The sequence below is a fragment of the Janthinobacterium saanense genome, from assembly GCF_014200675.1.
Lineage (GTDB): Bacteria > Pseudomonadota > Gammaproteobacteria > Burkholderiales > Burkholderiaceae_D > Janthinobacterium.
Genome location: NZ_JACHCI010000030.1, coordinates 17,774 through 40,637 on the forward strand (window position 1 = coordinate 17,774; position 22,864 = coordinate 40,637).

The 22,864-nt window shown below is 60.1% G+C and carries 21 protein-coding genes; 4 read left to right on the forward strand and 17 right to left on the reverse strand.

Going from position 1 to position 22,864, the window contains the following annotated elements; all coding sequences use genetic code 11:
- Both zapD and yacG read left to right on the forward strand, forming a co-directional pair.
- Positions 1 to 756, forward strand: a complete 756-nt coding sequence (gene zapD / locus HDE72_RS26130) for a cell division protein ZapD (RefSeq protein ID WP_183679945.1) — start codon at positions 1 to 3, stop codon at positions 754 to 756.
- Positions 757 to 791: 35 nt separating this feature from the next.
- Positions 792 to 977 (forward strand): DNA gyrase inhibitor YacG, encoded by a 186-nt coding sequence (gene yacG / locus HDE72_RS26135; RefSeq protein WP_183748203.1) that lies wholly within the window; start codon positions 792 to 794, stop codon positions 975 to 977.
- A 2-nt stretch (positions 978 to 979) separates the two neighbouring features.
- Here yacG and HDE72_RS26140 read toward each other — a convergent pair whose 3' ends face one another.
- The 8 genes from HDE72_RS26140 to secA all read right to left on the reverse strand — a co-directional run bounded on the left by HDE72_RS26140 (position 980) and on the right by secA (position 11,791).
- Positions 980 to 2,128 carry a PepSY-associated TM helix domain-containing protein gene (locus tag HDE72_RS26140; RefSeq protein ID WP_183748205.1) on the reverse strand — a complete coding sequence of 383 codons (1,149 nt, stop codon included), beginning with the start codon at positions 2,126 to 2,128 and terminating at the stop codon, positions 980 to 982.
- A gap of 22 nt (positions 2,129 to 2,150) precedes the next feature.
- On the reverse strand, positions 2,151 to 4,634 hold the full coding sequence (locus HDE72_RS26145; protein WP_183748207.1) for a TonB-dependent siderophore receptor: 2,484 nt from the start codon (positions 4,632 to 4,634) through the stop codon (positions 2,151 to 2,153).
- 128 nt (positions 4,635 to 4,762) lie between these two features.
- Complete coding sequence (locus tag HDE72_RS26150; RefSeq protein WP_183748209.1) at positions 4,763 to 5,773, reverse strand: FecR domain-containing protein; 1,011 nt, start codon at positions 5,771 to 5,773, stop codon at positions 4,763 to 4,765.
- Entirely contained in the window at positions 5,773 to 6,297 is a 525-nt protein-coding gene (locus tag HDE72_RS26155) for a sigma-70 family RNA polymerase sigma factor (protein ID WP_311735290.1), read from the reverse strand. The genes HDE72_RS26150 and HDE72_RS26155 overlap by 1 nt, the downstream gene beginning before the upstream one ends.
- 107 nt (positions 6,298 to 6,404) lie before the next feature.
- Positions 6,405 to 6,818: an NUDIX domain-containing protein gene (locus HDE72_RS26160; RefSeq protein ID WP_183748211.1), complete on the reverse strand. Its 414-nt coding sequence runs from the start codon at positions 6,816 to 6,818 to the stop codon at positions 6,405 to 6,407.
- Positions 6,815 to 7,681, reverse strand: coding sequence for an ATP-binding protein (locus tag HDE72_RS26165; protein ID WP_183748213.1), 867 nt, complete (start codon positions 7,679 to 7,681; stop codon positions 6,815 to 6,817). The genes HDE72_RS26160 and HDE72_RS26165 overlap by 4 nt, the downstream gene beginning before the upstream one ends.
- Entirely contained in the window at positions 7,678 to 8,916 is a 1,239-nt protein-coding gene (gene argJ, locus HDE72_RS26170) for a bifunctional glutamate N-acetyltransferase/amino-acid acetyltransferase ArgJ (RefSeq protein ID WP_183748215.1), read from the reverse strand. Before argJ ends, HDE72_RS26165 begins: the two co-directional genes overlap by 4 nt.
- A gap of 109 nt (positions 8,917 to 9,025) precedes the next feature.
- Positions 9,026 to 11,791: a preprotein translocase subunit SecA gene (secA, locus tag HDE72_RS26175; protein ID WP_183748224.1), complete on the reverse strand. Its 2,766-nt coding sequence runs from the start codon at positions 11,789 to 11,791 to the stop codon at positions 9,026 to 9,028.
- Positions 11,792 to 12,074: 283 nt separating this feature from the next.
- Between secA and HDE72_RS26180 the strand changes: the two genes are divergently transcribed.
- Positions 12,075 to 12,584, forward strand: coding sequence for a DciA family protein (locus HDE72_RS26180; protein ID WP_183748226.1), 510 nt, complete (start codon positions 12,075 to 12,077; stop codon positions 12,582 to 12,584).
- A gap of 1 nt (position 12,585) precedes the next feature.
- On the opposite strand, the gene lpxC is transcribed toward HDE72_RS26180, so the two are convergent.
- From lpxC to HDE72_RS26195, 3 genes are all read right to left on the reverse strand, one after another.
- Positions 12,586 to 13,521 (reverse strand): UDP-3-O-acyl-N-acetylglucosamine deacetylase, encoded by a 936-nt coding sequence (gene lpxC, locus HDE72_RS26185; RefSeq protein WP_183748228.1) that lies wholly within the window; start codon positions 13,519 to 13,521, stop codon positions 12,586 to 12,588.
- Between the two features lie 75 nt (positions 13,522 to 13,596).
- Entirely contained in the window at positions 13,597 to 14,439 is an 843-nt protein-coding gene (locus HDE72_RS26190; RefSeq protein ID WP_183748230.1) for a DMT family transporter, read from the reverse strand.
- 140 nt (positions 14,440 to 14,579) lie between these two features.
- Positions 14,580 to 15,353 (reverse strand): helix-turn-helix transcriptional regulator, encoded by a 774-nt coding sequence (locus HDE72_RS26195; RefSeq protein ID WP_183748233.1) that lies wholly within the window; start codon positions 15,351 to 15,353, stop codon positions 14,580 to 14,582.
- Between the two features lie 113 nt (positions 15,354 to 15,466).
- Here HDE72_RS26195 and HDE72_RS26200 point away from each other — a divergent pair, with 113 nt between their 5' ends.
- Positions 15,467 to 16,234, forward strand: a complete 768-nt coding sequence (locus HDE72_RS26200) for a class I SAM-dependent methyltransferase (protein ID WP_183748235.1) — start codon at positions 15,467 to 15,469, stop codon at positions 16,232 to 16,234.
- Between the two features lie 47 nt (positions 16,235 to 16,281).
- Here the strand turns inward: HDE72_RS26200 and HDE72_RS26205 are convergent, their stop codons facing one another.
- The 6 genes from HDE72_RS26205 to murC all read right to left on the reverse strand — a co-directional run bounded on the left by HDE72_RS26205 (position 16,282) and on the right by murC (position 22,855).
- The gene (locus HDE72_RS26205; RefSeq protein ID WP_183748237.1) at positions 16,282 to 16,788 is read right to left on the reverse strand and encodes a peroxiredoxin; all 507 of its coding nucleotides are present in this window, start codon (positions 16,786 to 16,788) and stop codon (positions 16,282 to 16,284) included.
- A 224-nt stretch (positions 16,789 to 17,012) separates the two neighbouring features.
- Positions 17,013 to 18,221: a cell division protein FtsZ gene (gene ftsZ / locus HDE72_RS26210; RefSeq protein WP_183748240.1), complete on the reverse strand. Its 1,209-nt coding sequence runs from the start codon at positions 18,219 to 18,221 to the stop codon at positions 17,013 to 17,015.
- Between the two features lie 156 nt (positions 18,222 to 18,377).
- Positions 18,378 to 19,610, reverse strand: coding sequence for a cell division protein FtsA (gene ftsA / locus HDE72_RS26215; RefSeq protein WP_183679971.1), 1,233 nt, complete (start codon positions 19,608 to 19,610; stop codon positions 18,378 to 18,380).
- 57 nt (positions 19,611 to 19,667) lie between these two features.
- Positions 19,668 to 20,480 (reverse strand): cell division protein FtsQ/DivIB, encoded by an 813-nt coding sequence (locus HDE72_RS26220; protein WP_183748242.1) that lies wholly within the window; start codon positions 20,478 to 20,480, stop codon positions 19,668 to 19,670.
- A 1-nt stretch (position 20,481) separates the two neighbouring features.
- Positions 20,482 to 21,450, reverse strand: coding sequence for a D-alanine--D-alanine ligase (locus HDE72_RS26225; RefSeq protein WP_183748244.1), 969 nt, complete (start codon positions 21,448 to 21,450; stop codon positions 20,482 to 20,484).
- A 1-nt stretch (position 21,451) separates the two neighbouring features.
- The gene (murC, locus tag HDE72_RS26230) at positions 21,452 to 22,855 is read right to left on the reverse strand and encodes a UDP-N-acetylmuramate--L-alanine ligase (RefSeq protein ID WP_183748246.1); all 1,404 of its coding nucleotides are present in this window, start codon (positions 22,853 to 22,855) and stop codon (positions 21,452 to 21,454) included.
- Between the last annotated feature and the right edge of the window lie 9 nt (positions 22,856 to 22,864).

The following is a 22,864-nucleotide window of genomic DNA, read 5'->3' on the forward strand; positions in this document are numbered from 1 at the left end:
TTGATTGTCTACGAATACCCTTTCAACGAACGCATACGTACGCTGTTGCGGCTGGAAGACCTGTACGACAAATTCAAGTTCTTTATCCAGCAAGAACACGCCATGCAACATCATGTTGCCTTGGCGACAATCTTCGACATGCTCGAAGTGGCTGGCCGCGCCGACCTGAAATCGGACCTGTTGCAAGAACTCGAGCGACAGCGCCAAAGCCTGCTCGGCTATCGCAGCAATCCCAATGTGGAACCGCATACGCTGGACGCGATACTCAGCGAACTCGACAGCGTGAGCGGCGCGCTGGTGTCGGCGCAAGGCAAGACGGGCCAGAATATCCGCGACAATGAATGGCTGATGAGCATACGCGGACGCACCATCATTCCGGGCGGCGCCTGTGAATTCGATTTGCCGTCTTATTATGCGTGGCAACAACGCAGCTCGGAGCAACGTCTGGCTGATATCCACGCCTGGTTCGCCCCGCTGGCGCCCCTGTTTGCCGCGCTGGCCCTGGTGCTGCGCCTGCTGCGCGACTCGGGCGGCCCCGTCAAGCTGATCGCCAGCGCCGGCAGTTACCAGCAGATGCTGCAAGGGAAGGTTTACCAGATGCTGCGCCTGACCCTCGATGAAAGCAGCGGCGCCATCCCGGAAATTTCCGCCAACAAATATATGTTGTGGGTGCGTTTCACCACTCAGGGCGGCGACTTGAAACCGAAGCCGCTGGAAGAAGATGTGCCCTTCGAGCTGACGCTCTGTAATTTTTAATTGCTAGTTCTTATACATTACCAATTGCTGCACTTATGACTACCGTTAATTGCCCTACCTGCGCCGCCAAAGTCGAATGGACGGAAGCCAATAAATTCCGCCCCTTCTGCTCGGAGCGTTGCAAACAGATCGATCTGGGCGCCTGGGCCGAAGAAAAATACACGATACCAGCCACCAATCCGCTGGACGACCCACTGGATGAAGATGGCTTGAAGGAATAGTCTCAAGGGCCCGTCTGCAAGGACAAACGGGACCGCACCGCCTTGCTGCGAACCAGCCACAGATACACGCCGCTGCCCAGCACGACAATCGTGATCAGGTCGAACACCGCCCACAGTAGCTTCAGCGGCAAGCCGCCATAATCGCCAAAATGCAAAGGCCGCGCCAGTTCCAGCGCGCGCAAATACCACGGCATCCGCACTTTCGCCGTCAACTCCCCCGTACGCGCATCGATCATCACCGGACTGAACAGCCGCGACGTCAGCGGCGTCTTGCCCTTGGCCCAGATCAGATAATGGTAGGGCGTGGCAAACAGATTGCCCGGATATTCAACGCTGACGACGCGCATGTCCGGCAGCGCCTTGCGGGCCTTGTCGAAAGCCGCATCGAGCGAATACAGCGCGCCCGGCGCCAGAGCAGGCTTGCCTTGCCACCGTTGCAGCATCGCTTCCATGTCTTGCTGCTGCCACAGGGCAAACAAGGGTGTCGTCAGTTCATTGAGCGCGCCCGTCGCCCCCACCAGCCCAGCCCAGGCCACCGTCGTGATGCCCAGCAAATTATGCATATCCAGCCATTTCACCCGCGCCGAGCGGCCACTGCGGATAGTGCCGAAGGCCAGCTTTTTCATGAAGGGGCCATACAGCACGACACCGGACACTATCGCCGCCAGAAACAGCAGCGCCATGGCAGCGAACAGCAATTCTCCAGTCAGCCCCGCAAACAGGTCGGTATGCAAGCGCCGCACGAACAGCATGAGCTTGAAACTGTCCCTTGGCTTGCTATGCAGCGAGTCTTCCAGCAGCACACCGGTGCGCGCATCGAACTTCAAAGCATGGATGCGCTGCGGCGCGTCGACCGCCAGTTGATACGACGGCGCCAAACGCACCCGCACTTGCGGTTCCGCATCGTCCATGAAGGCGGACAAGATCACGTCCGCCGGATAACGCCGGCGGCTTTCCGCGATCAAGCCGTCGATGCTGGCCAAGGGTGTGTTGGCCGGCAGCACCGCGTACGGCGGCCCCTGGTCCAGCCACTGCGCTATTTCCTCTGAAAAAATCAGGGGCAATCCCGTGACACAGACCAGCAGCAGGAACAGCGAGCACAGCAAGCTGCTCCAGCGGTGCACCAGGCCCCAGGCGTGCAAGCGGCTCATGTCATTGTCCTATGCACCACGCCTACCATTTGTATTTCAGATTGGCCAGTATCGAGCGTTCCATGCCAAAGATGCAGGTGGCGCTGCTGGAACAGCTGGCAATGAAGTTTTTGTTACTCAGGTTGCTCGCGCTCAAGGTCGCGCTCCAGCCTTGCCAGCCTGGCGACAAATGCGCCAGATCGTAGCGCAGCGACACGTCCAGCAAGGTAACACCCGGCACCTTGAAGGAATTGATGCTGTCGCCATAGCTGCTGCCCGAGTAACGCACGCCACCGCCCAGCTGCAAGCCGGCCAGCGCTGCGGCCGTGAAATCATAGTTCAGCCAGACTCCCGCCATGCTGCGCGGAATGCCAGCCGGCACCTTGTCCAGGTTATTCGTATTGCTGCGGGTATTTTTCAAATCGGTATAGGTATAGCTGGCAATACCTTGCAGATTGGCCGTCAGATTGGTGCGCGCCTCGAGTTCCAGGCCCCGGGAATGGACTTCGCCCGTCTGTATCTTGAAACCCAGCTTGTTCGGATCATTGGTCAGCACATTGGTTTGCGTCAAGTCAAACACGGCGGCCGTGACCGAACTGTCGGAGCCGGGCGGCTGGTACTTCAGGCCGGCTTCATATTGCTTGCCTTCCGTCGGCTTGAAAATATTGCCGGAAGCATCCGTGCCGATGGCGGGCTGGAAGGACGTCGCATAGCTGACGTAGGGCGAGACACCATTGTCGAACAGGTAGACGGCGCCCGTGCGCCAGGTAAATGCATGGTTGTCCTGGCTGCTGGTCTTGCCGCTGGTATAAGCCAGCGAGCTGCTACTGACCTGATCTTGCCGTCCGCCCAGCAGGAAAGCCCAGCGCTGCCAGCGGATCTGGTCTTGCGCATAGACGCCCAGTTGCCTGGAAACATCGTCGGTGGAACTACCGTACATGAAATCAGGCTCGGCTATGGGCTGGCCATACACGGGATGGGCGATACTGATGGACGGCGCCAGCGCATCTCCCTGGCCTATGTATTTGTGGTCGTAATGCACGCGCTGGTAATCGAGACCAACAATCGCCGTATGCCGCACGGCGCCCGTCTCGAAACTCGCTTGCAGCTGATTATCGGCCGCCACCGTATTGACGCTGCCGTCATGGCGGTAGGCTTCCCGTCCTATCGACAGACCATCGGGATTCAAGCCGTAGCTGGCGTCGAGCATGCGGATGTGCAAGCTGTTGCGCAGCACGCGCAGGTTTTGGCGGAAAGTCCACGTTGCATTGAGCTTGTGTTCGAATTCGTAGCCTATCGATTCCTGTTCCTTTTTATAGGAGTTGTCATCAGGATCGCCCACAAAGAAGTTACGCGGCACCGTCACTTTGCCCGGCAAGACCGTACCGGCCGCCGGCACGAAATTGTAGACGCCGGCTTGCGGATCTTGTTGATAATTGAGGAAGGCCGTCAGATGCGTATCGCTGTCTGGCCGCCAGGTCAGGGCGGCAGCGATGGCGGTCCGCTGTTCGCGCACGAAATCGGTTTGCGTGCCCGTATCGAAGGTATCGGCGGTCAAACGGTAGGAAAACTTGCCGGCCTCGTCCAGCGGACCGCCGACATCGACAGCCGCCTGCTTGCGGCCGTGGCTACCCGTCTGCAACATGATTTCGTGCAAGGGAGCTGCCGTCGGGCGCTTGCTTACCAGGCTCAGCAAGCCACCGGGCGATGTTTGTCCATACAGTACCGAGGCTGGGCCACGCAGCAATTCCACCCGTTCGAACATATACGGGTCCATGCTGGTGATATTGAAACCGTTGTCGGGCAGGCGCAAACCATTCCAGTATTCATCGATCTGGAAACCACGCGCATAGATATATTCCAGCGAATCGGTATTGACGCCGCGCTGCTCCGACACCACACCTGGCGTGTAGCGCAGCGCCTGCGGCACGCTTTGCACGTTTTGTCCATCCATCTGTTCGCGCGTAACCACCGAAATCGATTGCGGCGTTTCCAGCAGTGAACTGTCGGTCTTGGTGGCGGTGGCGCTGCGCCGGGCCACGTAACCGGCCGCCGGGCCGGTGGCCGTTTCGCGCTCCGCATAGGCATTGACCGTAATGCCAGGCAAGGTTTTCTCTGGCCCCGCCGCGTTGCCGTTGCTGGTACTGGCCGCCACTTTTCTAAGCAGATAACTGCCATTGGCTTGCACGTTTGCTTGTAAACCGCTGCCCGCCAACAAGGTTTCCAGTCCGCTATTGATCGAATAGCCACCCTGCAAGCCGTTGCTGCGCAAACCGGCCGTCATTTCTGGCGCAAACGACAAGGTAATACCCGCTTCTTGGCCGAAACGGCTCAAGACGCTTTCCATGCTGCCGGCAGGAATGGTGTAGTGGCGCTGCGGCGCCGCTTGCGCCAGCACCACTTGCGGCAAGGCCAGCAGCGTGACAGCGGTCAAGGTGCCAGCGCTGAAACGGCTGATGGCAGATGCCAGTACCTTGCGGACCAGCAATTGTTGGGACGGGCGCCGTGGCGCGCTAGGGTGACTCATGTTCGACCTTTCGTGGGGTTCTCAGCATGGAAATAAGGGAGTGCTTACCTGCCATGTCCCGCGAGAAATCCAAAAGGGCCACCTCGGCGGCATTTTTTTGAAAAAAACTGAACGCGTGTCTGGTCTGCTTAACTTATGCTGGTACGCGGGCGCAAACGGATGCCCGTCACTTGCCGGCCCCAGAAACGGCTCACGATTTCCTGTTCCAGGTGCAGCATGACGCTGACGGTATCGAGCAATGTGTCGATGTCGGCCAAGGCATAGGAGCCGGACACGCGGCGCCCGGCAACGGCAGGATCGCAACTGAGGGCGTAAGAGCAATATCTGCCGACATCTGCCAGGAAGTCATCCAGGCGCAAGCCCAGTGCGACGATAAAACCGTCGGTCCAGGCCGTGCTGCCTTCGAGGACAGGCAATACCGGCAAGATGCTTGACGCCGTAAAACTGGCTTGCTGGCCCGCGTGCAGAATCAAAGTGGGTGCTCCTGAGACAGGCGCAATTTCTACCGCGCTATGCAAGACCTTGACGCAGCTCGCGTCACCCAATTGCTGCACGCTGAAACGCGTACCGAGCGCCCGCGCCCGGCCATGCCGGGTTTGCACCAGGAAGGGCCGCGCGGTGTTTTGCTGATCCTTGGCGGTGGTGACCAGGATTTCGCCGGCAATCAACTCGACCAATCGCCGTTCGGCATCGAAATGGAGATTCACGGCGCTATTGGTGTTCAAGATCATTTGCGTGCCATCGGCCAGCACCACGCTGCGCCGCTCGCCCACGGCGGTGCGGTAGTCGGCCGACCAGCGCCGCCACGGTGTTTGTTCCTGCGCCACCCAGCCTGCGCTACCGGCGAAGATCAGCACGGCCAGGGTCTTGACGGCCTGGCGCCTTTTGGGCGTAGCGGGACGCGTCAGGGTAGCGTGGGTAATCGCCGAATGCACGGGCGAGGACAAATCCTGCAACTGCCCATTGAACGCTTCGATGCGTTGCCAGGCCCGTTCATGATCGGGATGCTGCGTGCGCCAGCGCTGGAAATGTTCCAGCGCCTTGGGCGGACGCGGCGTGCTTTGCAAGTCGACCAGCCATTCCAGCGCCCGCTGGGCTACCGCCTGCGGAATCGGTGCCTGACCCGTTGCCGCAACCATCAGACCAGGTCCATGGCGGTCGTGCCGAAATAACATTGCAAGCCGGCCTTGACGATATGGCGCTTGACGGTGCGCACGGAAATACCCAGCAGCTCCGCCGTCTCGGCATGGCCCAGGCCATCGAGCTGGGTCAGCAAAAAGGCCCGTTTCACCAGCAGCGGCAAGCCATTGAGCACCTGATCGAGTTCGATCAGCGCTTCGAGCAAGATGCTGCGTTCTTCGGGAGATAGTTCAAAGTGCGGCGGGGCCAGCATCAAGGCGTCCAGATACGCCTGCTCCAGCTTCTGGCGCCGCCAGTGATTCGATAGCACGCGCTGGGCGATGGTGGTCAAAAAGGCGCGCGGCTCATTGAGTGCCGGTAATGCTTGCTGCGATGACAAGACGCGCAAGAACGTGTCTTGCGCCAGGTCGGCAGCCTGATCGATGCAGCCGAGTTTCTTGCGCAACCACGCGCGCAGCCAGGGATGGTGGTCGGCATACAGAGTGCCGATGGACTCTGGCCGTATGGCGCTGGAAATGGTCACGATGGGGTCACGATGGAAGTCGATCTATCGGCTATAAATGAGAATCAATCTCATTCTATAGTGATCGACTTCCGTTTGCAATGCGTTAAAACGGCGTCAGGACTGCATTACAGCGTTGTGCGGCGTACCTCGTCCAGCCATTCCAGCAAGGGTATCGTGGCTGGCAGCAAGGGTTCCACACCGACTGTGCCCTGCCAGGCAAACGCCTGCCCTTCCAGGCTTTGCGGCTCGCCGCGCCAGTCGCGGCTGATGTAGAAATGCAGGCGCACGTGCGCATGTGGATACACATATTCCACGCCGCACCAGGCTTCGGCGCTGTCGATATGCAAGCCCAGCTCTTCGACAAACTCGCGTTTCAAGGCGTCGAGTATGCTTTCACAGGGCTCGACCTTGCCACCGGGAAATTCCCAATAGCCGTCATACGGCTTGCCGGCCGGACGCTGGCCCAGCAGCACATCGCCATTCGGCTTCATCAGGATGCCGACGGCCACGTCGATCGGTTTGATGGTTTTATCGTTCATTGCGGCAACTTTCCCGCGTAATCGCGCGCAAATTGCCAGGCAACCCGGCCCGAACGCGAGCCGCGCTGCAAGGCCCAGCGCAGGGCATCGCCACGCGCCTGGGCAACTTGTTCAGCCGTACAGCCGAACGACGCCAGCCAGTGCGCCACGATATCGAGATAATCATCCTGCTTGAACGGGTAGAACGACAGCCACAAGCCGAAGCGTTCGGACAGCGAGATTTTCTCTTCCACCGTTTCGCCCGGATGCAGATCGCCATCGTCGTCCGTCTTGTAGCTGCTATTGTCGGACATGCGTTCCGGCATCAGATGGCGCCGGTTCGAGGTCGCGTAGATCAGCACATTGTCCGATTGCGCGGCGATGCTGCCGTCGAGCGCTACTTTCAGCGCCTTGTAGCCGCTCTCGCCTTCTTCAAACGACAGGTCGTCGCAGAAGATGATGAAGCGCTCGGCGCGCGCCGCCACCAGGTCGACGATGTCGGGCAAGTCGGCCAGGTCAGCCTTGTCCACCTCGATCAGGCGCAAGCCCTGGCTGGCGAACTGGTTCAGACAAGCCTTGATCAGGGACGATTTGCCGGTGCCGCGCGCGCCCGTCAGCAACACATTGTTGGCCGGGCGGCCAGCGACGAACTGGCGCGTGTTTTGCTCGATCTGCGCTTTTTGCGTGCCGATATTGTGCAAATCATCAAGCGCGATGGACGACACGTGGGCGACGGCCTGCAAATGGCTGGCCGCACCCTGGCGGCGGCGCCAGCGGAACGCAAAGCTGCTCCAGTCTGGCGCAGGCGCCGCCTGCGGCAAGATCGCTTCCACGCGCGCCAGCAAGGCTTCGGCACGCAGCAGGAATTGATCGAGGTTGCTCATGAGCGGTAGTCGGCGTTGATCGACACGTAGTCATGCGACAAATCGCAAGTCCACAAGGTCGCTTGCGCCTCGCCGCGCGCCAGTTTCACGCGGATGGTGATTTCGCTTTGCTGCATCACGCGCTGGCCATCCTGCTCCTTGTAGTCCGGGTTGCGGCCGCCATCCTTGGCCACCCACACATCGTCCAGGTACAGGTTCAGCTTTTCCACTTCCAGGTCGTCCACACCGGCATAGCCGATGGCGGCCAGGATGCGGCCCAGGTTAGGGTCGGAAGCAAAGAAAGCCGTTTTTACCAGTGGCGAATGGGCGATCGAATAAGCGATCTTGCGGCACTCTTCCACGTTGCGGCCGTCTTCCACGGTCACGGTCATGAACTTGGTCGCGCCTTCGCCGTCGCGCACGATGGCTTGCGCCAGGAACGTCGACAGCTCGGTCACGGCGGCGGCCAGGGCCGCGTATTCAGGCGTATCGACACTATCAATTTTCAGGCTGCCGGCGCCGGTGGCGATCAGCATGAAGGAATCGTTGGTCGAGGTGTCGCCATCGATGGTGATGCAGTTGAACGATTGGTCGGCCGCCTGTTTGACCAGCTGGTCCAGCACGCTCTGGGCCACGGTGGCGTCAAACGCCAAAAAGCCCAGCATGGTGGCCATATTCGGCTTGATCATGCCGGCGCCCTTGCTGATACCCGTCAGGGTGACGGTATGGCCGGCGATGGTGACCGTGCGCGAACCGGCTTTCGGCTGCGTGTCGGTGGTCATGATGGCTTCGGCGGCCGAGAACCAGTTATCCGTCGTCAGCGCAGAGACGGCTTGCGGCAAGCCGGCAACCAGGCGCGGCACCGGCAGCGGTTCCAGGATCACGCCGGTGGAAAACGGTAAAATCTGTTGCGGCGTGCAGCCCAGCAGCTCGGCCAGCGCGGCGCAGCTCTCCTGCGCGGCGGCCAGGCCCGATGCACCCGTGCCCGCATTGGCATTGCCCGTGTTGACCAGCAGCGCGCGGATCGGCGCGGCGCCCTGGGTCACGGCCGCCAGATTGGCTTTGGCCACCTGCACCGGTGCGGCGCAGAAGCGGTTCAGGGTGAACACGCCAGCGACGGTGGCCGTCGGCGCCAGTTTCAATACCAGCAAATCCTTGCGGTTCGGTTTCTTGATGCCTGCTTCGGCTACACCGATTTCAATGCCGGCGACGGCTTTCAAGTCGAAGGCGACGGGCTTGGGAGAATTGACGGCCATATGAGTTCTTCTGCTAGGGAAAATGGAAGCGCTATTGTAGCGCCTTCGCAGTGTGAGTCACAAAATCGACAGGCATAAAAAAACGGAGACCGCAGTCTCCGTTTTTCTCTTAAGCCAGCTTGCCGTGGCAGGCCTTGTACTTCTTGCCGCTGCCGCAAGGGCAAGGATCGTTACGGCCCACTTTGACGCCCATGCTCAAGCTCAGGTCGTCCACATCCTGATTACCGCCGGCGGTCGGCGCCAGCAGTTCTTCCGGCGCTGCGTTCGGGTCGAATTCAGCGTGCTGGTAGTGCACGTTTTCCACGTGCGACTGCTGCATCGCCTGTTCGGCTGCATCGACTTCTTCGCGCGACTGGATACGTACCGTCATCACGTGCTTGGTGACGTCGTTCTTGATCATGTCGAGCATCTGGCCAAACAGTTCAAACGCTTCGCGCTTGTATTCCTGTTTCGGGTTCTTTTGCGCGTAACCGCGCAGATGGATACCCTGGCGCAGGTGGTCCAGCGCCGCCAGATGTTCACGCCAGTGGCTGTCCACGCTTTGCAGCATGACATTGCGCTCGAAGCCGCCAAACGATTCCTTGCCGACGATATCGATCTTCGACTGGTACACCGCATCGGCAGCGACCAGCACTTTTTCAACGATCTCTTCATCGTTCAGGGTCGGATCGGCTTCCAGCATCGCTTGCAATGGCATCTCGATCAGCCATTCGCCAACCAGCACTTTTTCCAGGCCCTTGATATCCCACTGCTCTTCCACCGATTCAGGCGGCACATAGCCATGTACCAGGTCGGTGAACACGCCGTGGCGCAGGGAAGCGATCATTTCCGAGATATCGGTGGTTTCCAGCAGCTCGTTACGCTGCTGGTAAATCACTTTGCGCTGGTCGTTGGCGACGTCATCGTATTCCAGCAATTGCTTGCGGATGTCGAAGTTGCGTGCTTCCACCTTGCGCTGGGCCGATTCGATCGAGCGCGACACGATGCCCGCTTCAATCGGTTCGCCTTCCGGCATTTTCAAACGGTCCATCACCGCGCGCACGCGGTCGCCGGCGAAGATGCGCAGCAGTGCGTCGTCCAGCGACAGGTAGAAGCGGGACGAACCCGGATCGCCCTGGCGGCCGGCACGGCCACGCAGCTGGTTGTCGACGCGGCGCGATTCGTGGCGCTCGGTGCCGATGATGTGCAAGCCGCCTGCCTCGACCACGTGGTCATGCAAGGACTGCCATTCATCGCGCAGCTTTTGCGACTGGGAAGACTTGTCGCCGTCGCTCAGTTCAGCATTCGCTTCGATGAACTTGATCTGGTTTTCCACGTTACCGCCCAACACGATGTCGGTACCGCGACCGGCCATGTTGGTAGCAATGGTGATGGCTTTCGGCCGGCCTGCCTGGGCAATGATTTCTGCTTCGCGTGCATGCTGTTTCGCGTTCAGCACATTGTGCGGCAGCTTGGCCTTTTCCAGGATGCTCGACAACAGTTCCGAGTTTTCGATCGAGGTGGTACCCACCAGCACAGGCTGGCCGCGCTCGTAGCAATCGCGGATATCGATCACCATCGCATTGTATTTTTCCGCCGACGACTTGTAGACCTGATCCTGGCGGTCCTTGCGCTGCAATGGACGGTTTTGCGGAATCACGACCGTTTCCAGGCCGTAGATTTCCTGGAATTCGTAGGCTTCGGTATCGGCCGTACCGGTCATGCCGGCCAGCTTGGCGTACATGCGGAAGTAGTTCTGGAAGGTGATCGAGGCCAGAGTCTGGTTCTCGTTCTGGATCTTCACGCCCTCTTTCGCTTCGACAGCCTGGTGCAAGCCATCGGACCAGCGGCGGCCCGTCATCAGACGGCCCGTGAATTCATCGACGATCACCACTTCATTGTTCTGCACCACATAGTGCTGATCCTTGAAGTACAGCGCGTGTGCGCGCAGGGCGGCGTACAGATGGTGCACCAGCGTGATGTTGGCCGAGTCGTACAACGACGCGCCTTCGGGCAGCAAGCCCATTTGCATCATGATGCCTTCGGCTTTTTCGTGACCGGCTTCGGTCAGCAGCACCTGGTGCGCTTTTTCATCCTTGGTGTAATCGCCTGGCACCTCGACCTTGCCCTTGCCGTCCGGCGTTTCTTCGCCGATTTGCAGGGTCAGCAGGCCAGGCACTTCATTGATCTTGTGGTACAGGTCCGTATGGTTCTCGGCCTGGCCAGAAATGATCAAAGGCGTACGGGCTTCATCGATCAGGATCGAATCGACTTCATCGACGATGCCGAAGTTCAGGACACGCTGCACGCGGTCGCGCGCTTCGTAGACCATATTGTCACGCAAGAAATCGAAACCGAATTCATTGTTGGTGCCATAGGTGATGTCGGAGTTGTACGCCTGCTGCTTGGCGCTGTGCTCCATTTGCGACATGTTCACGCCGGTCGACAGGCCCAGCCACGCATATAGGCGGCCCATGGTTTCCGCATCGCGCTGTGCCAGATAATCATTGACGGTCACGATATGCACGCCCTTGCCGGACAGCGCGTTCAGGTAGGCTGGCAGGGTTGCCATCAGGGTCTTGCCCTCGCCGGTACCCATTTCCGCGATCTTGCCGTAGTGCAAGACCATACCGCCTATCATCTGTACATCAAAGTGGCGCATGCGCAAGACGCGCTTGGAGGCTTCGCGGCAGACGGCGAACGCTTCAGGCAACAAGGTATCGAGCGATTCGCCAGCGGCGATGCGTTCCTTGAAGGCTGGCGTCTTCGCTTGCAGCTCGGCATCCGACAGCTTTTCGATGACCGGCTCGAGCGCATTGATCTCGCGTACCGTTTTTTGGTATTGCTTGAGCAGCCGCTGGTTGCGGCTACCGAAAATCTGGGTCAGTAATGACATGCTTGAATTCTTGAAAAAACGCCGTTAAAAAAAGCTCGGTAGCTGACAGCGAGGTAACAATCGCGTGACCGCACGGAGTTCGACTATGGCAAAAGACGATGATTTTATCATGCGTTCCCGCCAAGGTTGGGGTAATGCACCATATAACAATAGCGTAAAGACAAACAACTACGGGAAAATACGGACATTTTCCATACTGTAAGGAAATGCGCCGGCACTGCGCACCCGCCGCTGCACCACCGTGGTGCTCGCCATGCGCAAGCCAGTATGCTATGTTTCGGCCATGCGAACTCCCACTTACTCTCCGGCCCCGCGCCGCAGCTACGGCTTTGCCCGCTCGGGCCCGGCCGTCACGGGCGCCACCGACTTTTTGCGCGGCAATGCCACGATGGCGGCATTGATGCCCACCGTCACGCGTCTGGCCGCCCTGCAAAAAGATTGCGCCAAGGCCTTGCCGGTGATGTTCGAGCATTGCGACATTCTGCAATTCGAGGGCGGACAACTGGTGCTGGCCACGCCCAATGCGGCGCTGGCGGCCAAGCTCAAGCAGCAACTGCCGAAACTGCAGACGGAACTGGAAAAAAAGGGCTGGCAAATTTCAGGCATCAAGCTGAAAGTGCAAGTCATCAAGAGCATCGCGCCCATCGTGCATACGCGGGCACTGGTCTTGCCGGAAAAAGCCATGTCGGCGCTGGAAGACCTGAGCACAGCCCTGCCCGCGTCGAAACAGAATGAGCAACTGATCGCGGCGCTGCGCAATATGGTATTGCGCCACCGCGAACCGAAGGATTAAATCAGGTCAGCGACCACTCGCGTTCCATCTGACGTAGATACGACTGTGGCGCTTCCTCATTGGTGGCAAACGAGACGACTTCATAAGAATCGGGCTGTTCCAGCAGCGCCAGCAGCAGCAGATTATTGAGCGCATGGCCTGATTTATGCGCCGTGTAATACGCCAGCAGCGGATGGCCCACCAGATACAGGTCGCCGATGGCGTCGAGTATCTTGTGGCGCACGAACTCGTCTTCATAACGCAAGCCATCGGCATTGAGGATGCGGTATTCATCCATCACGATGGCGTTTTCCAGCGAACCGCCACGGGCCAGGCCCATGCCGCGCAAGCTTTCCACATCCTGCATGAAGCCGAAAGTGCGCGCACGCGCCACATCGTGGATATACGACACGTCGCCAAAATCGACGGAAGCGCGCTGCATGGTGCCATCGACAGCCGGGTGATTGAATTCGATGAAGAAATCGAGCTTGAAACCATCATACGGCGTCAAACGGGCCCATTTCTCGGCGTCGCCCTTGCCCTGGCGTACTTCCACCGGCTTGATGACCTTGATGAATTTCTTCGCCGCCGCCTGCTCTTCCACGCCAGCTTGTTGCAACAAGTACACGAAGGAAGAAGCGGAACCGTCCATGATGGGAATTTCTTCCGCATTCACGTCGATCAGCATATTGTCGATGCCCAGGCCGGCAGCGGCCGACATCAGGTGTTCCACGGTCGATACACGGGCGCCATCCTTGATCAGCACGGAAGCCATGCGGGTATCGCCGACAGCCATCGCGCTGGCGGGAAACTCCACCACGGGATCGAGATCGATGCGGCGAAACACGATGCCCGTGCCGATGGCGGCCGGGCGCAAGGTCAGTTCCACCTTGGTGCCGGAGTGCAAACCGACACCGATGGTGCGGACCAATTGTTTGATAGTGCGTTGTTTTAACATCCCTCGATTATAGCGATTTGCCGGATTATCGTTGCGGCGCGGGATAATGCACGCCAAAAAAGCCACACTCGCGGTTCAGGGATGTTCGCTTTCCGCATGCACTGCTTCCCGCCGCACCAGATAGATACCGCTACCGATAATGATGGCGGCGCCGACCAGCGTGTATTCATCAGGCAAGGTGCGCCACAGCAACCAGTCTAGGCCCATGCCCCAGGCCAGGGCCGAGTATTCGAACGGCGCCACGCTGGACGCCTTGCCGATGCGAAATGCTTCCGTGATCGCCAGTTGCCCCAGGAAACCGCTGACCGATAGCCCCAGCAACAGCAGCCAGTCTTCGCGGCGGATGGCCACCCACTCATGCGCCGACAACACTACGCCACCGATGGCCATCATGACCATCAGCCAGAACACCATGCTTTCACTGGCGTCCGTGCGGCTGAGAATACGGCCCGTAATCGCCGACACGGCATAACAGCTGGCTGCGCCCAGCACAGCCAGGCCGGCCAGCGAAAAGAATTCGCCGCCGTCAGGGCGCAGCACCACCAGCACGCCGCCCATGCCGATGGCAATCGCGCACCAGCGCGCCAGGTCCACTCTTTCCTTCAGGATAAAAACCGACAGGGCCGTAATCAGCATCGGTGCAATAAAGAACAAAGAATACGCCTCGGCCAGCGACATGCGCTTCAAGCCAAACGCAAACAGCGTAATCATGGCCACGCCCAGCGCGCCGCGCAGCAAGTGCAGCGGCCAGCGCACCTTCAGCACGTTTTTGAACGCGCCGCGGTACAGCAAATACAGGCAGACCAGCGGCAAGGACGACAGCGCGCGCAAGGCCGTCACCTGCATCGCGGGATAATGTTCGGATAGCAGCTTCATGGCTGTATCCATCAGGGAAAACATGCCGGCGGCCGTCAGCATCGCATAGACGCTGCGCAGATTTTGAGAGCGGGAAGTCAGAAAAACTCCTGGCGAGTTACTGGGATCGTCATCATGGCGACGACCGGAGCCAGGACACGCCAGCGGATTGCCGTGCGGTCACTGTCATTATAGCAATCCCTTTAATGCACCGGCAGCAGCATCACCAGCTTCAGTTCATGCTGGCGCGCCAGATGCAAGGTCACCTGGTGAAAGGCCAGCGGCCCTTGCTGCGGATGCTGGAAACGGCGCAGGCCGCCATCGCGCCCTTGCACCTGCTGGGTTTGCCACCACTGGCGAAATTCGCTGCTTGCTTGCGACAGCTCGGCGATCAGGCCGGCCAGCGGCGCCTGGTCCGCATGGCGGCCGATATCGGCGCGGAACTCGGCCACCAGCCGCCGCGCGCGCTCGGGCCAGTCGTCCACCAAGGTGCGCGCGCCTGGCTCCAGGAACATGAAGCGCAGCTGGTTGGGCGCCACCGCCTCTGTGTGCAGCCAGGGAGAAAACAGGCTGGCCGCCTGCGTATTCCAGGCCACGGCATTCCATGCCCGGTCCAGGATATAGGCAGGAGCATCGATGGCGGCCACGATGGCGGCCAACTCAGTGGCGGCCGCGCCATCGCCCTCGCCGTCCCCATGGTGCGGGTCAGCCTTGTCGGCCACTTCAAACAGATAGGCGCGCTCGGCCACGCTCAGCTGCAGCACCTGCGCCAGGCGCGCCAGCATCTTGGCTGAAGCCGACACGGGCCGGCCCTGTTCCAGCCACGTCAGCCAGGTGGGACTGACCTCGCACAGCTGGGCCAGTTCTTCGCGGCGCAAGCCCGGCGTACGGCGCCGTCCACCACCGGGCAAACCGGCCATGGCGGGCGTGACGGCCTCGCGTCGGGCACGGATGAATTCAGCCAGTTTGCTTGACATGATGGTCTCTCATTTTTTGCATGGTAGTAGTTATACCAGTATAAGTTCTTGTCTTGTTACAGGATAAAAATGCTTCTATTCTGCATGAACTCATTCATCAACAGGAGAAACCCATGCAGCAGCACGATGTCGTCGCCGAACAATTTGGCCAGACCGCCAACGCCTATCTGAGCAGCGCGGTGCACGCGCAAGGCGCCGACCTGGTGCTGATGCAGGAATGTGCGCGCCGCCATGGCAAGCCGCAGGTACTCGACCTGGGTTGCGGCGCCGGCCACGCCAGTTTTGCCATCGCCCCCGTGGCGACATCGGTAGTGGCGTACGACCTGGCGCCGCAAATGCTGGACGTGGTCGAGCATGCCAAGGTGCAGCGTGGCCTGCACAACATCAGCACGCAACAGGGCGACGTGGCCAGCCTGCCCTTTGCCGACGCCAGCTTCGACATGGTGGTCACGCGCTTTTCCGCCCACCACTGGAATGATGTGGCGGGCGCGCTGGCCGAAGCCTGGCGCGTGCTGCGCCCGAACGGCAGCTTGCTGGTGATCGATATCGTGGCGCCGAAAACCGCCTTGTACGACACGACTTTGCAAGCGGTGGAATTGCTGCGCGACGGCTCGCACGTGCGCGACTACCGCTGCTGCGAATGGGGCGCCAAGTTCGACAATGCCGGTTTTATCCACCAGTTGCGCAGCGTGTGGAAACTGACCATGCGCTTTGACGACTGGGTCGCCCGCATGCGCACGCCGCTTGACCGCGTGGCGGCCATCCGCAACCTGTTCGACGCGGCCCCCGAAGAAGCGCGCCGCTATTTTGCGCTGCAGGACGATTACTCGTTCAGCATCGATGCGGCCATGTTCGAGGCGACCAAGCCGCAAGTGCAATAAAAAAAACGGCACCGAAAGGTGCCGTTTTTCATACGAAGAAAAAACGCTTAAGCCAGTTGGCCCAGCAGGGTTTCCGCGTTCGATACTTCAAACTTGCCGCCTTGCTCGATGTTCAATTGCGTCACGACGCCATTGTCGACCAGCAGCGAGTAGCGCTGCGAGCGCGTGCCCATGCCGTGCTTGCTGAAATCTGCGTCCAGGCCCAGGGCCTTGCTGTAGGAAGCGTTGCCGTCGGCCATCATGCGTACCACGCCGGTGGCTTTCTGATCGCGGCCCCAGGCGCCCATCACGAACGCATCGTTGACGGAGATGCACCAGATTTCATCGACGCCTTTGGCTTTCAGGTCGGCAGCGTGCTGCACATAGCCTGGCACGTGTTGTGCGGAGCAGGTTGGGGTGTAAGCGCCTGGCAGGCCGAAGATGGCGATCTTCTTGCCTTTGACCAAGTCTTGCACGTTAAACGTGTTCGGGCCCAGCGCGCAGCCTTCGGTTTCGTTTTCGATAAATTCAGCCAGGGTGCCTTCTGGCAGGGTATCGCCAATTTTGATGGTCATGTTGACTCCTGTAAGTCGAGGTTCATGGAAGCGCGCCCGTGCAATGCACGGACACGCGTGAAGAGGGTGTTGCCGGCGCAATGCCAGCACTGCGCAATAGTATGCCTGACTTGCCATCTTTGTGCAGAAAATAGCCAAAACCACAAATACGAAAATCAGGCCAAAAAAACGGCGGCCCGAAGGCCGCCGCTAGTCTTGCTGCATCAGATCACCTCATCAGGCAATCAGTCTGCCTGCTTGCGCAAGAACGCTGGAATGTCATACGTTTCCATGCCATTTTTTTCCATCGCACGCACTTGCTCCGAGGCCGATTCACGGCGCCAGACTGCCGGCGCCTTCATGCCATCAAAGCCAGCCGCTGGCGTTGCCGCACCCACCGAAGTGGCCACGGTTTGCGCGCCACCCAGTGCTGCCGATGGGCTCAAAGGGCTGTTGTGCGTACCGGTGCGCAGCACTTGCTGCGGTACCAGCTGGATGTTTTTCTTGGCACGGCCCAGGCCAGTAGCCACCACGGTGACGCGGATATCGTCGCCCATGGCGTCGTCGTAGGCGATACCTTGCGCGATCGACGCGTCCGGAGCGGCAAAGGCGCGCACGGCAGCCATGACTTCCTTGATTTCCTTGCCCTTCAGGCCACGGCTGGCAGTGACGTTGACCAGCACGCCGCGCGCGCCGGACAAATCAATGCCGTCCAGCAGAGGCGAAGCGACTGCCTGTTCGGCAGCGATGCGCGCGCGGTCCACGCCCGACGCCGTTGCCGTACCCATCATGGCCTTGCCCTGCTCGCCCATGATGGTTTTCACGTCATTGAAGTCGACGTTGATATGGCCTGGGACATTGATTATTTCAGCGATACCCGCCACCGCGTTGTTGAGCACATCGTCGGCGTGCTGCATCCATTCCAGCATGCTTTCATCTTCGTAGATCTCTTCCAGTTTTTCATTGAGGATGATGATCAGCGAATCGACGTGCAAGGAGAGCTGCTCCAGGCCTTCGTCGGCGATGTCCATGCACTTCTGGCCTTCGTACGAGAATGGCTTGGAGACCACCGCCACCGTCAGCGCGCCCAGTTCCTTGGCGACTTCCGCCACGATAGGCGCCGCGCCCGTACCGGTGCCGCCGCCCATGCCGGCCGCGATGAAGACCATGTGCGCGCCGCGCAGCGAATCGGCGATGCGCGTGCGCGATTCCTCGGCCAGCTGGCGGCCGACAGCAGGCTTCATCCCTGCACCCAGGCCGGTATCGCCGATCTGGATGATGTTATGGGCCTTCGATGTCGACAGAGCCTGTGCGTCGGTATTGGCGGCAATGAACTCCACGCCCGACATGCCTTTGTTAATCATGTGTTGGACTGCATTGCCACCCGCACCGCCGACGCCAACGACCTTGATGACGGTACCTAAAGCTGTGTTATCGACCATATCGAACTCCATGATGTGCTCCTATCAGAATGCGGTTTCCAAGCGCCAGGCCTCATAGTGGTAGGAGAACTGGAGATTGAAAACTGCGGTTAAATTTAAAATAAAATGTATGTATGTGTACCTGCGTTGCTACCAAAAAACCTGTCCTGCCGGGCAAAAAACACGCCCTTAAAAATTCCCTAAAAACCATTCCTTCATGCGCTGCCAGACTGCCTTCACCGAGCCGTCCTGACGCGTCACGATGTGACCGCGCAGGTACTGCTTTTTCGCTTCCAACAACAAACCCAGCACGGTGGCGTAGCGCGGGCTGCGCACCACGTCGGCCAGCTGGCCGCGATACTCCGGCGTGCCCAGGCGCGCCGGTTTCAAAAAGATGTCTTCCGCCATTTCAACCATGCCCGGCATGATGGACGTGCCGCCGGTCAGCACGATGCCCGACGAGAGCACACCCTCATACCCCGATTCGCGCACCACCTGATGCACCATCGCGAACAGCTCCTCGACACGCGGTTCGATCACTGCCGCCAGCGCCTGGCGCGACAGGTTGCGCGGGCCGCGGTCACCCAGGCCCGGCACTTCCAGCGATTCGCCCGGGTCGGCCAGCACCTGCTTGGCAACGCCATAACGCATCTTGATTTCTTCCGCTTCTGCGGTCGGCGTGCGCAAGGCCATGGCGATATCGTTGGTGATCTGGTCGCCGGCAATCGGGATGACGGCAGTATGGCGGATCGCGCCATCGGAAAACACCGCCACGTCGGTCGTGCCGCCGCCGATATCGATCAGGACCACGCCCAGTTCTTTTTCATCGGCCGTCAATACGGCGTCGGCCGAGGCCATCGGCTGCAGGATCAGGTCCGACACTTCCAGGCCGCAGCGGCGCACGCATTTGACGATGTTCTGCACGGCAGACACGGCGCCGGTGACGATGTGTACTTTCACTTCCAGGCGGATGCCGCTCATGCCGATCGGCTCGCGCACATCCTCCTGGCTGTCGACGATGAATTCCTGCGGCACCGTATGCAGCAATTGCTGGTCGGTCGGAATGTTAACCGCTTTGGCCGTCTCGATGACGCGCGCCACATCGGTCGCCGTCACTTCCTTGTCCTTGATGGCCACCATGCCGCTGGAATTGAAGCTGCGGATATGGCTGCCCGCGATACCCGCGTACACATTGCGGATCTTGCAGTCGGCCATCAGCTCGGCCTCTTCCAGCGCGCGCTGGATGGACTCCACCGTGGCCTCGATATTGACCACCACGCCTTTTTTGAGGCCCTTCGATTCGTGCTGGCCCAGCCCGATCACTTCGTGGCGCCCGTCGGACATCACTTCGGCTACCACCGCCACCACTTTCGAGGTGCCGATGTCGAGACCGACGATCAGGTTTTTCGCGTCTTTTGTCATTTCTGTCGCCTAAGGTATGGGCTATTAATTAGTTAATTTAGTTAATTGATTACTTGTTTAAACCGGCTTCTTGATCGGACTACTGGTTTTCTTGCGCATCACGGGCCGGCCATCCTTGCCTTCCGGCGGTATCACCAGCCCGGCGGAACTCAGTGCCAGACCATTCTGGTAACGCATATCGATGGTGTCGATATTTTCCAGCCTGCTCGCCAGTTGCGGATAAATCCCCACCAGGCGGTCTACCCTTTCCTTCAGGGTCGTATGATTCTGCTCGCGCCCCAGCGCCACCACCATGCCGTTACTGAGCTTGACGGTCCACGCATAGCGGCTCGACAAGGTCAGCTCTTCGAGCGACATCTTCAGCGGCGCAAACCATCTCTGCAGCTCGCCATACGTGGCCAGCACTTCTTTCTCGCTGCCGTCCGGGCCTGCAAAGGCGGGCAACACATGGTCGTCCTCAGCCTCGGCCACATTGGCCGTAAACACATCACCCTTGACCGACAGCAGACGGCCATCTTCACCCCAGGTTCCCAGTGCGTCGTGTTCTTCCAGCGCCACGATCAACTGGTTCGGCCATTCGCGGCGTACACTCGCGCGGCGCACCCAGGGCACCGCTTCAAACACGCTGCGCACGCTTTCCAGGTTGGCCGTGAAAAAATTGCCCTTGATGCGGCCCAGCGTACCGCTGCGTAACGTCAGGTAATTCACATGGCGCAGTCCCTTGTCGTCCACGCTCTCCACCTTGACCGAGCGCAGATCGAACATGGGGCGCTGCGACACCCACCAGACGCCGGCAGCCACGCACACGACCAGGACCGCGGCGAGCAAGCCGTTGGCTGTCGTATTGAGGCTTTTAGCGTCATGCCACATATCAGTTCTGTCCCTTGACCATTTTCAAACGCGCCGCCGCCACGATTTCCAGGCACAGGTCTTCATAGCTGATGCCCACCGCGCGCGCCGCCATCGGCACCAGCGAATGGGTGGTCATGCCAGGCGAGGTGTTCACTTCCAGCAGAAACAGCTTGCTGTCCGCATTGCGCATCAGGACATCCACCCGTCCCCAGCCTTCGCAACCGAGCGCGCGGTAGGCTTCCACCGCGATACGCTCCATCTCGGCCACGATCGCCGCATCCAGCTGCGGCGGGCAAAAATACTTGGTGTCGTCCGTGAAGTACTTGTTCTGGTAATCGTAATTGCCTTGCGGGGCGACGATTTCAATCGGCGGCAGCGCGCGTGCCGTGGCGCCCTGCCCCAGGATCGCTACCGTGAATTCGCGGCCCGTGATGAATTCTTCGGCCAGCACGGAGTCATCGAGACCGGCGGCGATATCGTAGGCGGCCCGGAAGTCCGATGCTTGCTTGACGGTGGTGATGCCGATGCTCGACCCTTCATGCGGCGGCTTGACGATCAGCGGCAAGCCCAGTTCCGCCGCCACTTTGGCCAGGTCGGCACTGTCGTTCAACACGGCGTATTTCGGCGTCGGCAACTGGTGCATCAGCCAGATCATCTTGGTGTAGACCTTGTCCATGCCGACCGCGCACGCCATCACGCCGCTGCCCGTGTAGGGAATGCCCAGTTGTTCCAGCGCGCCCTGCAGGCTGCCGTCTTCGCCGTAGCGGCCGTGCAGCGCGATAAAGACGCGGTCAAATTTTTCAGCGGCCAGTTCGGCCAGGCTGCGCTCGCCCGTGTCGAACGCATGCGCGTCCACGCCACGGCTCAGCAAAGCGGCCAGCACGCCGGTGCCGGACATCAGCGACACTTCGCGCTCGGCAGAGCGGCCGCCGAACAGCACGCCGACCTTGCCCAGTTGTTTTACATCGATAGCTGAAGCTGCGTTCACGTCAGGCCTTTACAGTGTTGGTTTGGTACTTGGTCAATTGGTTCGGGATGCCGCTGATGGAGCCGGCGCCCATGGTCAGCACGACATCGCCGTCGCGCGCCACACTCATGATGGTGTCAGCCATATCTGTCATGGACTCGACAAAAATCGGTTCGATCTTGCCGCGCGCACGCAGCGCATGCGCCAGCGAGCGGCCGTCGGCGGCCACGATAGGCGATTCGCCGGCCGCATACACCTCGGACAGCAGCAGCACATCGGGCGCGCCCAGCACCTTGACGAAATCTTCGAACAGGTCGCGCGTGCGGCTGTAGCGGTGCGGCTGGAAAGCCAGCACCAGGCGGCGGCCTGGATAGGCAGCGCGCGCAGCGGCCAGGGTCACTTCGGTTTCCACCGGATGGTGGCCGAAATCGTCCACCAGGGCGAAGCTGCCGCCATTCGGCAAAGCCACGTCGCCATAGCGCGTGAAGCGGCGGCCCACACCGGAGAATTCAGCCAGGCCCTGTTGCGTGGCGCTGTCGGCAACGCCGATTTCACGCGCGATCGCCACGGCCGAACAGGCATTCTGCACATTGTGCATGCCGGGCTGGTTGAGCACGATGTCGAGCTCGGGATAACCTTGCTGCAGCACCGTGAAATGCATTTCCAGCCCCACGGCGCGCGCATTGATGGCGCGTACTTCCGCGTCTTCGGCGAAACCGTAGGTGGTCACCGGTTTGGTCACGAACGGGATGATGGCGCGTACGTGCGGGTCATCGATGCACAGCATGGCGCGGCCATAGAAGGGCAAACGGTGCGTGAACTGCACGAAGGCCTGCTTGAGCTTTTCAAAATCGTGCTCGTAGGTGTCCATATGATCGGCGTCGATATTCGTGATGACTTCGATCATCGGCGTCAGGTTCAAAAACGAGGCATCCGATTCATCGGCTTCGGCCACCAGGTAATCGCCGGAACCGAGCTTGGCGTTCGCGCCGGCGCTGGTCAACCGGCCACCGATCACAAACGTGGGATCGAGCCCGCCCTGCGCCAGCACCGAAGCGACCAGGCTGGTGGTGGTGGTTTTACCGTGCGTGCCGGCGATGGCGATACCGCGTTTCAAGCGCATCAATTCACCGAGCATCACGGCGCGCGGCACCAGCGGGATCTTGCGCGCACGCGCCGCCGCGACTTCAGGATTGTCTTGCGGGACAGCGCCCGACGTCACCACCGCATCGGCGTCGCCGATGTTTTCTGCCGCGTGACCGAGCATGACGGTCGCGCCCAGACTCGCCAGGCGCTGCGTTGCCGCATTGCTGCCCAGGTCGGAGCCCGACACTTTGTAGCCCAGATTGACCAGCACTTCGGCGATGCCGCTCATGCCGCTGCCGCCGATGCCGACAAAGTGGATATTGTTTACTTTATGCTTCACAGAGCTAAC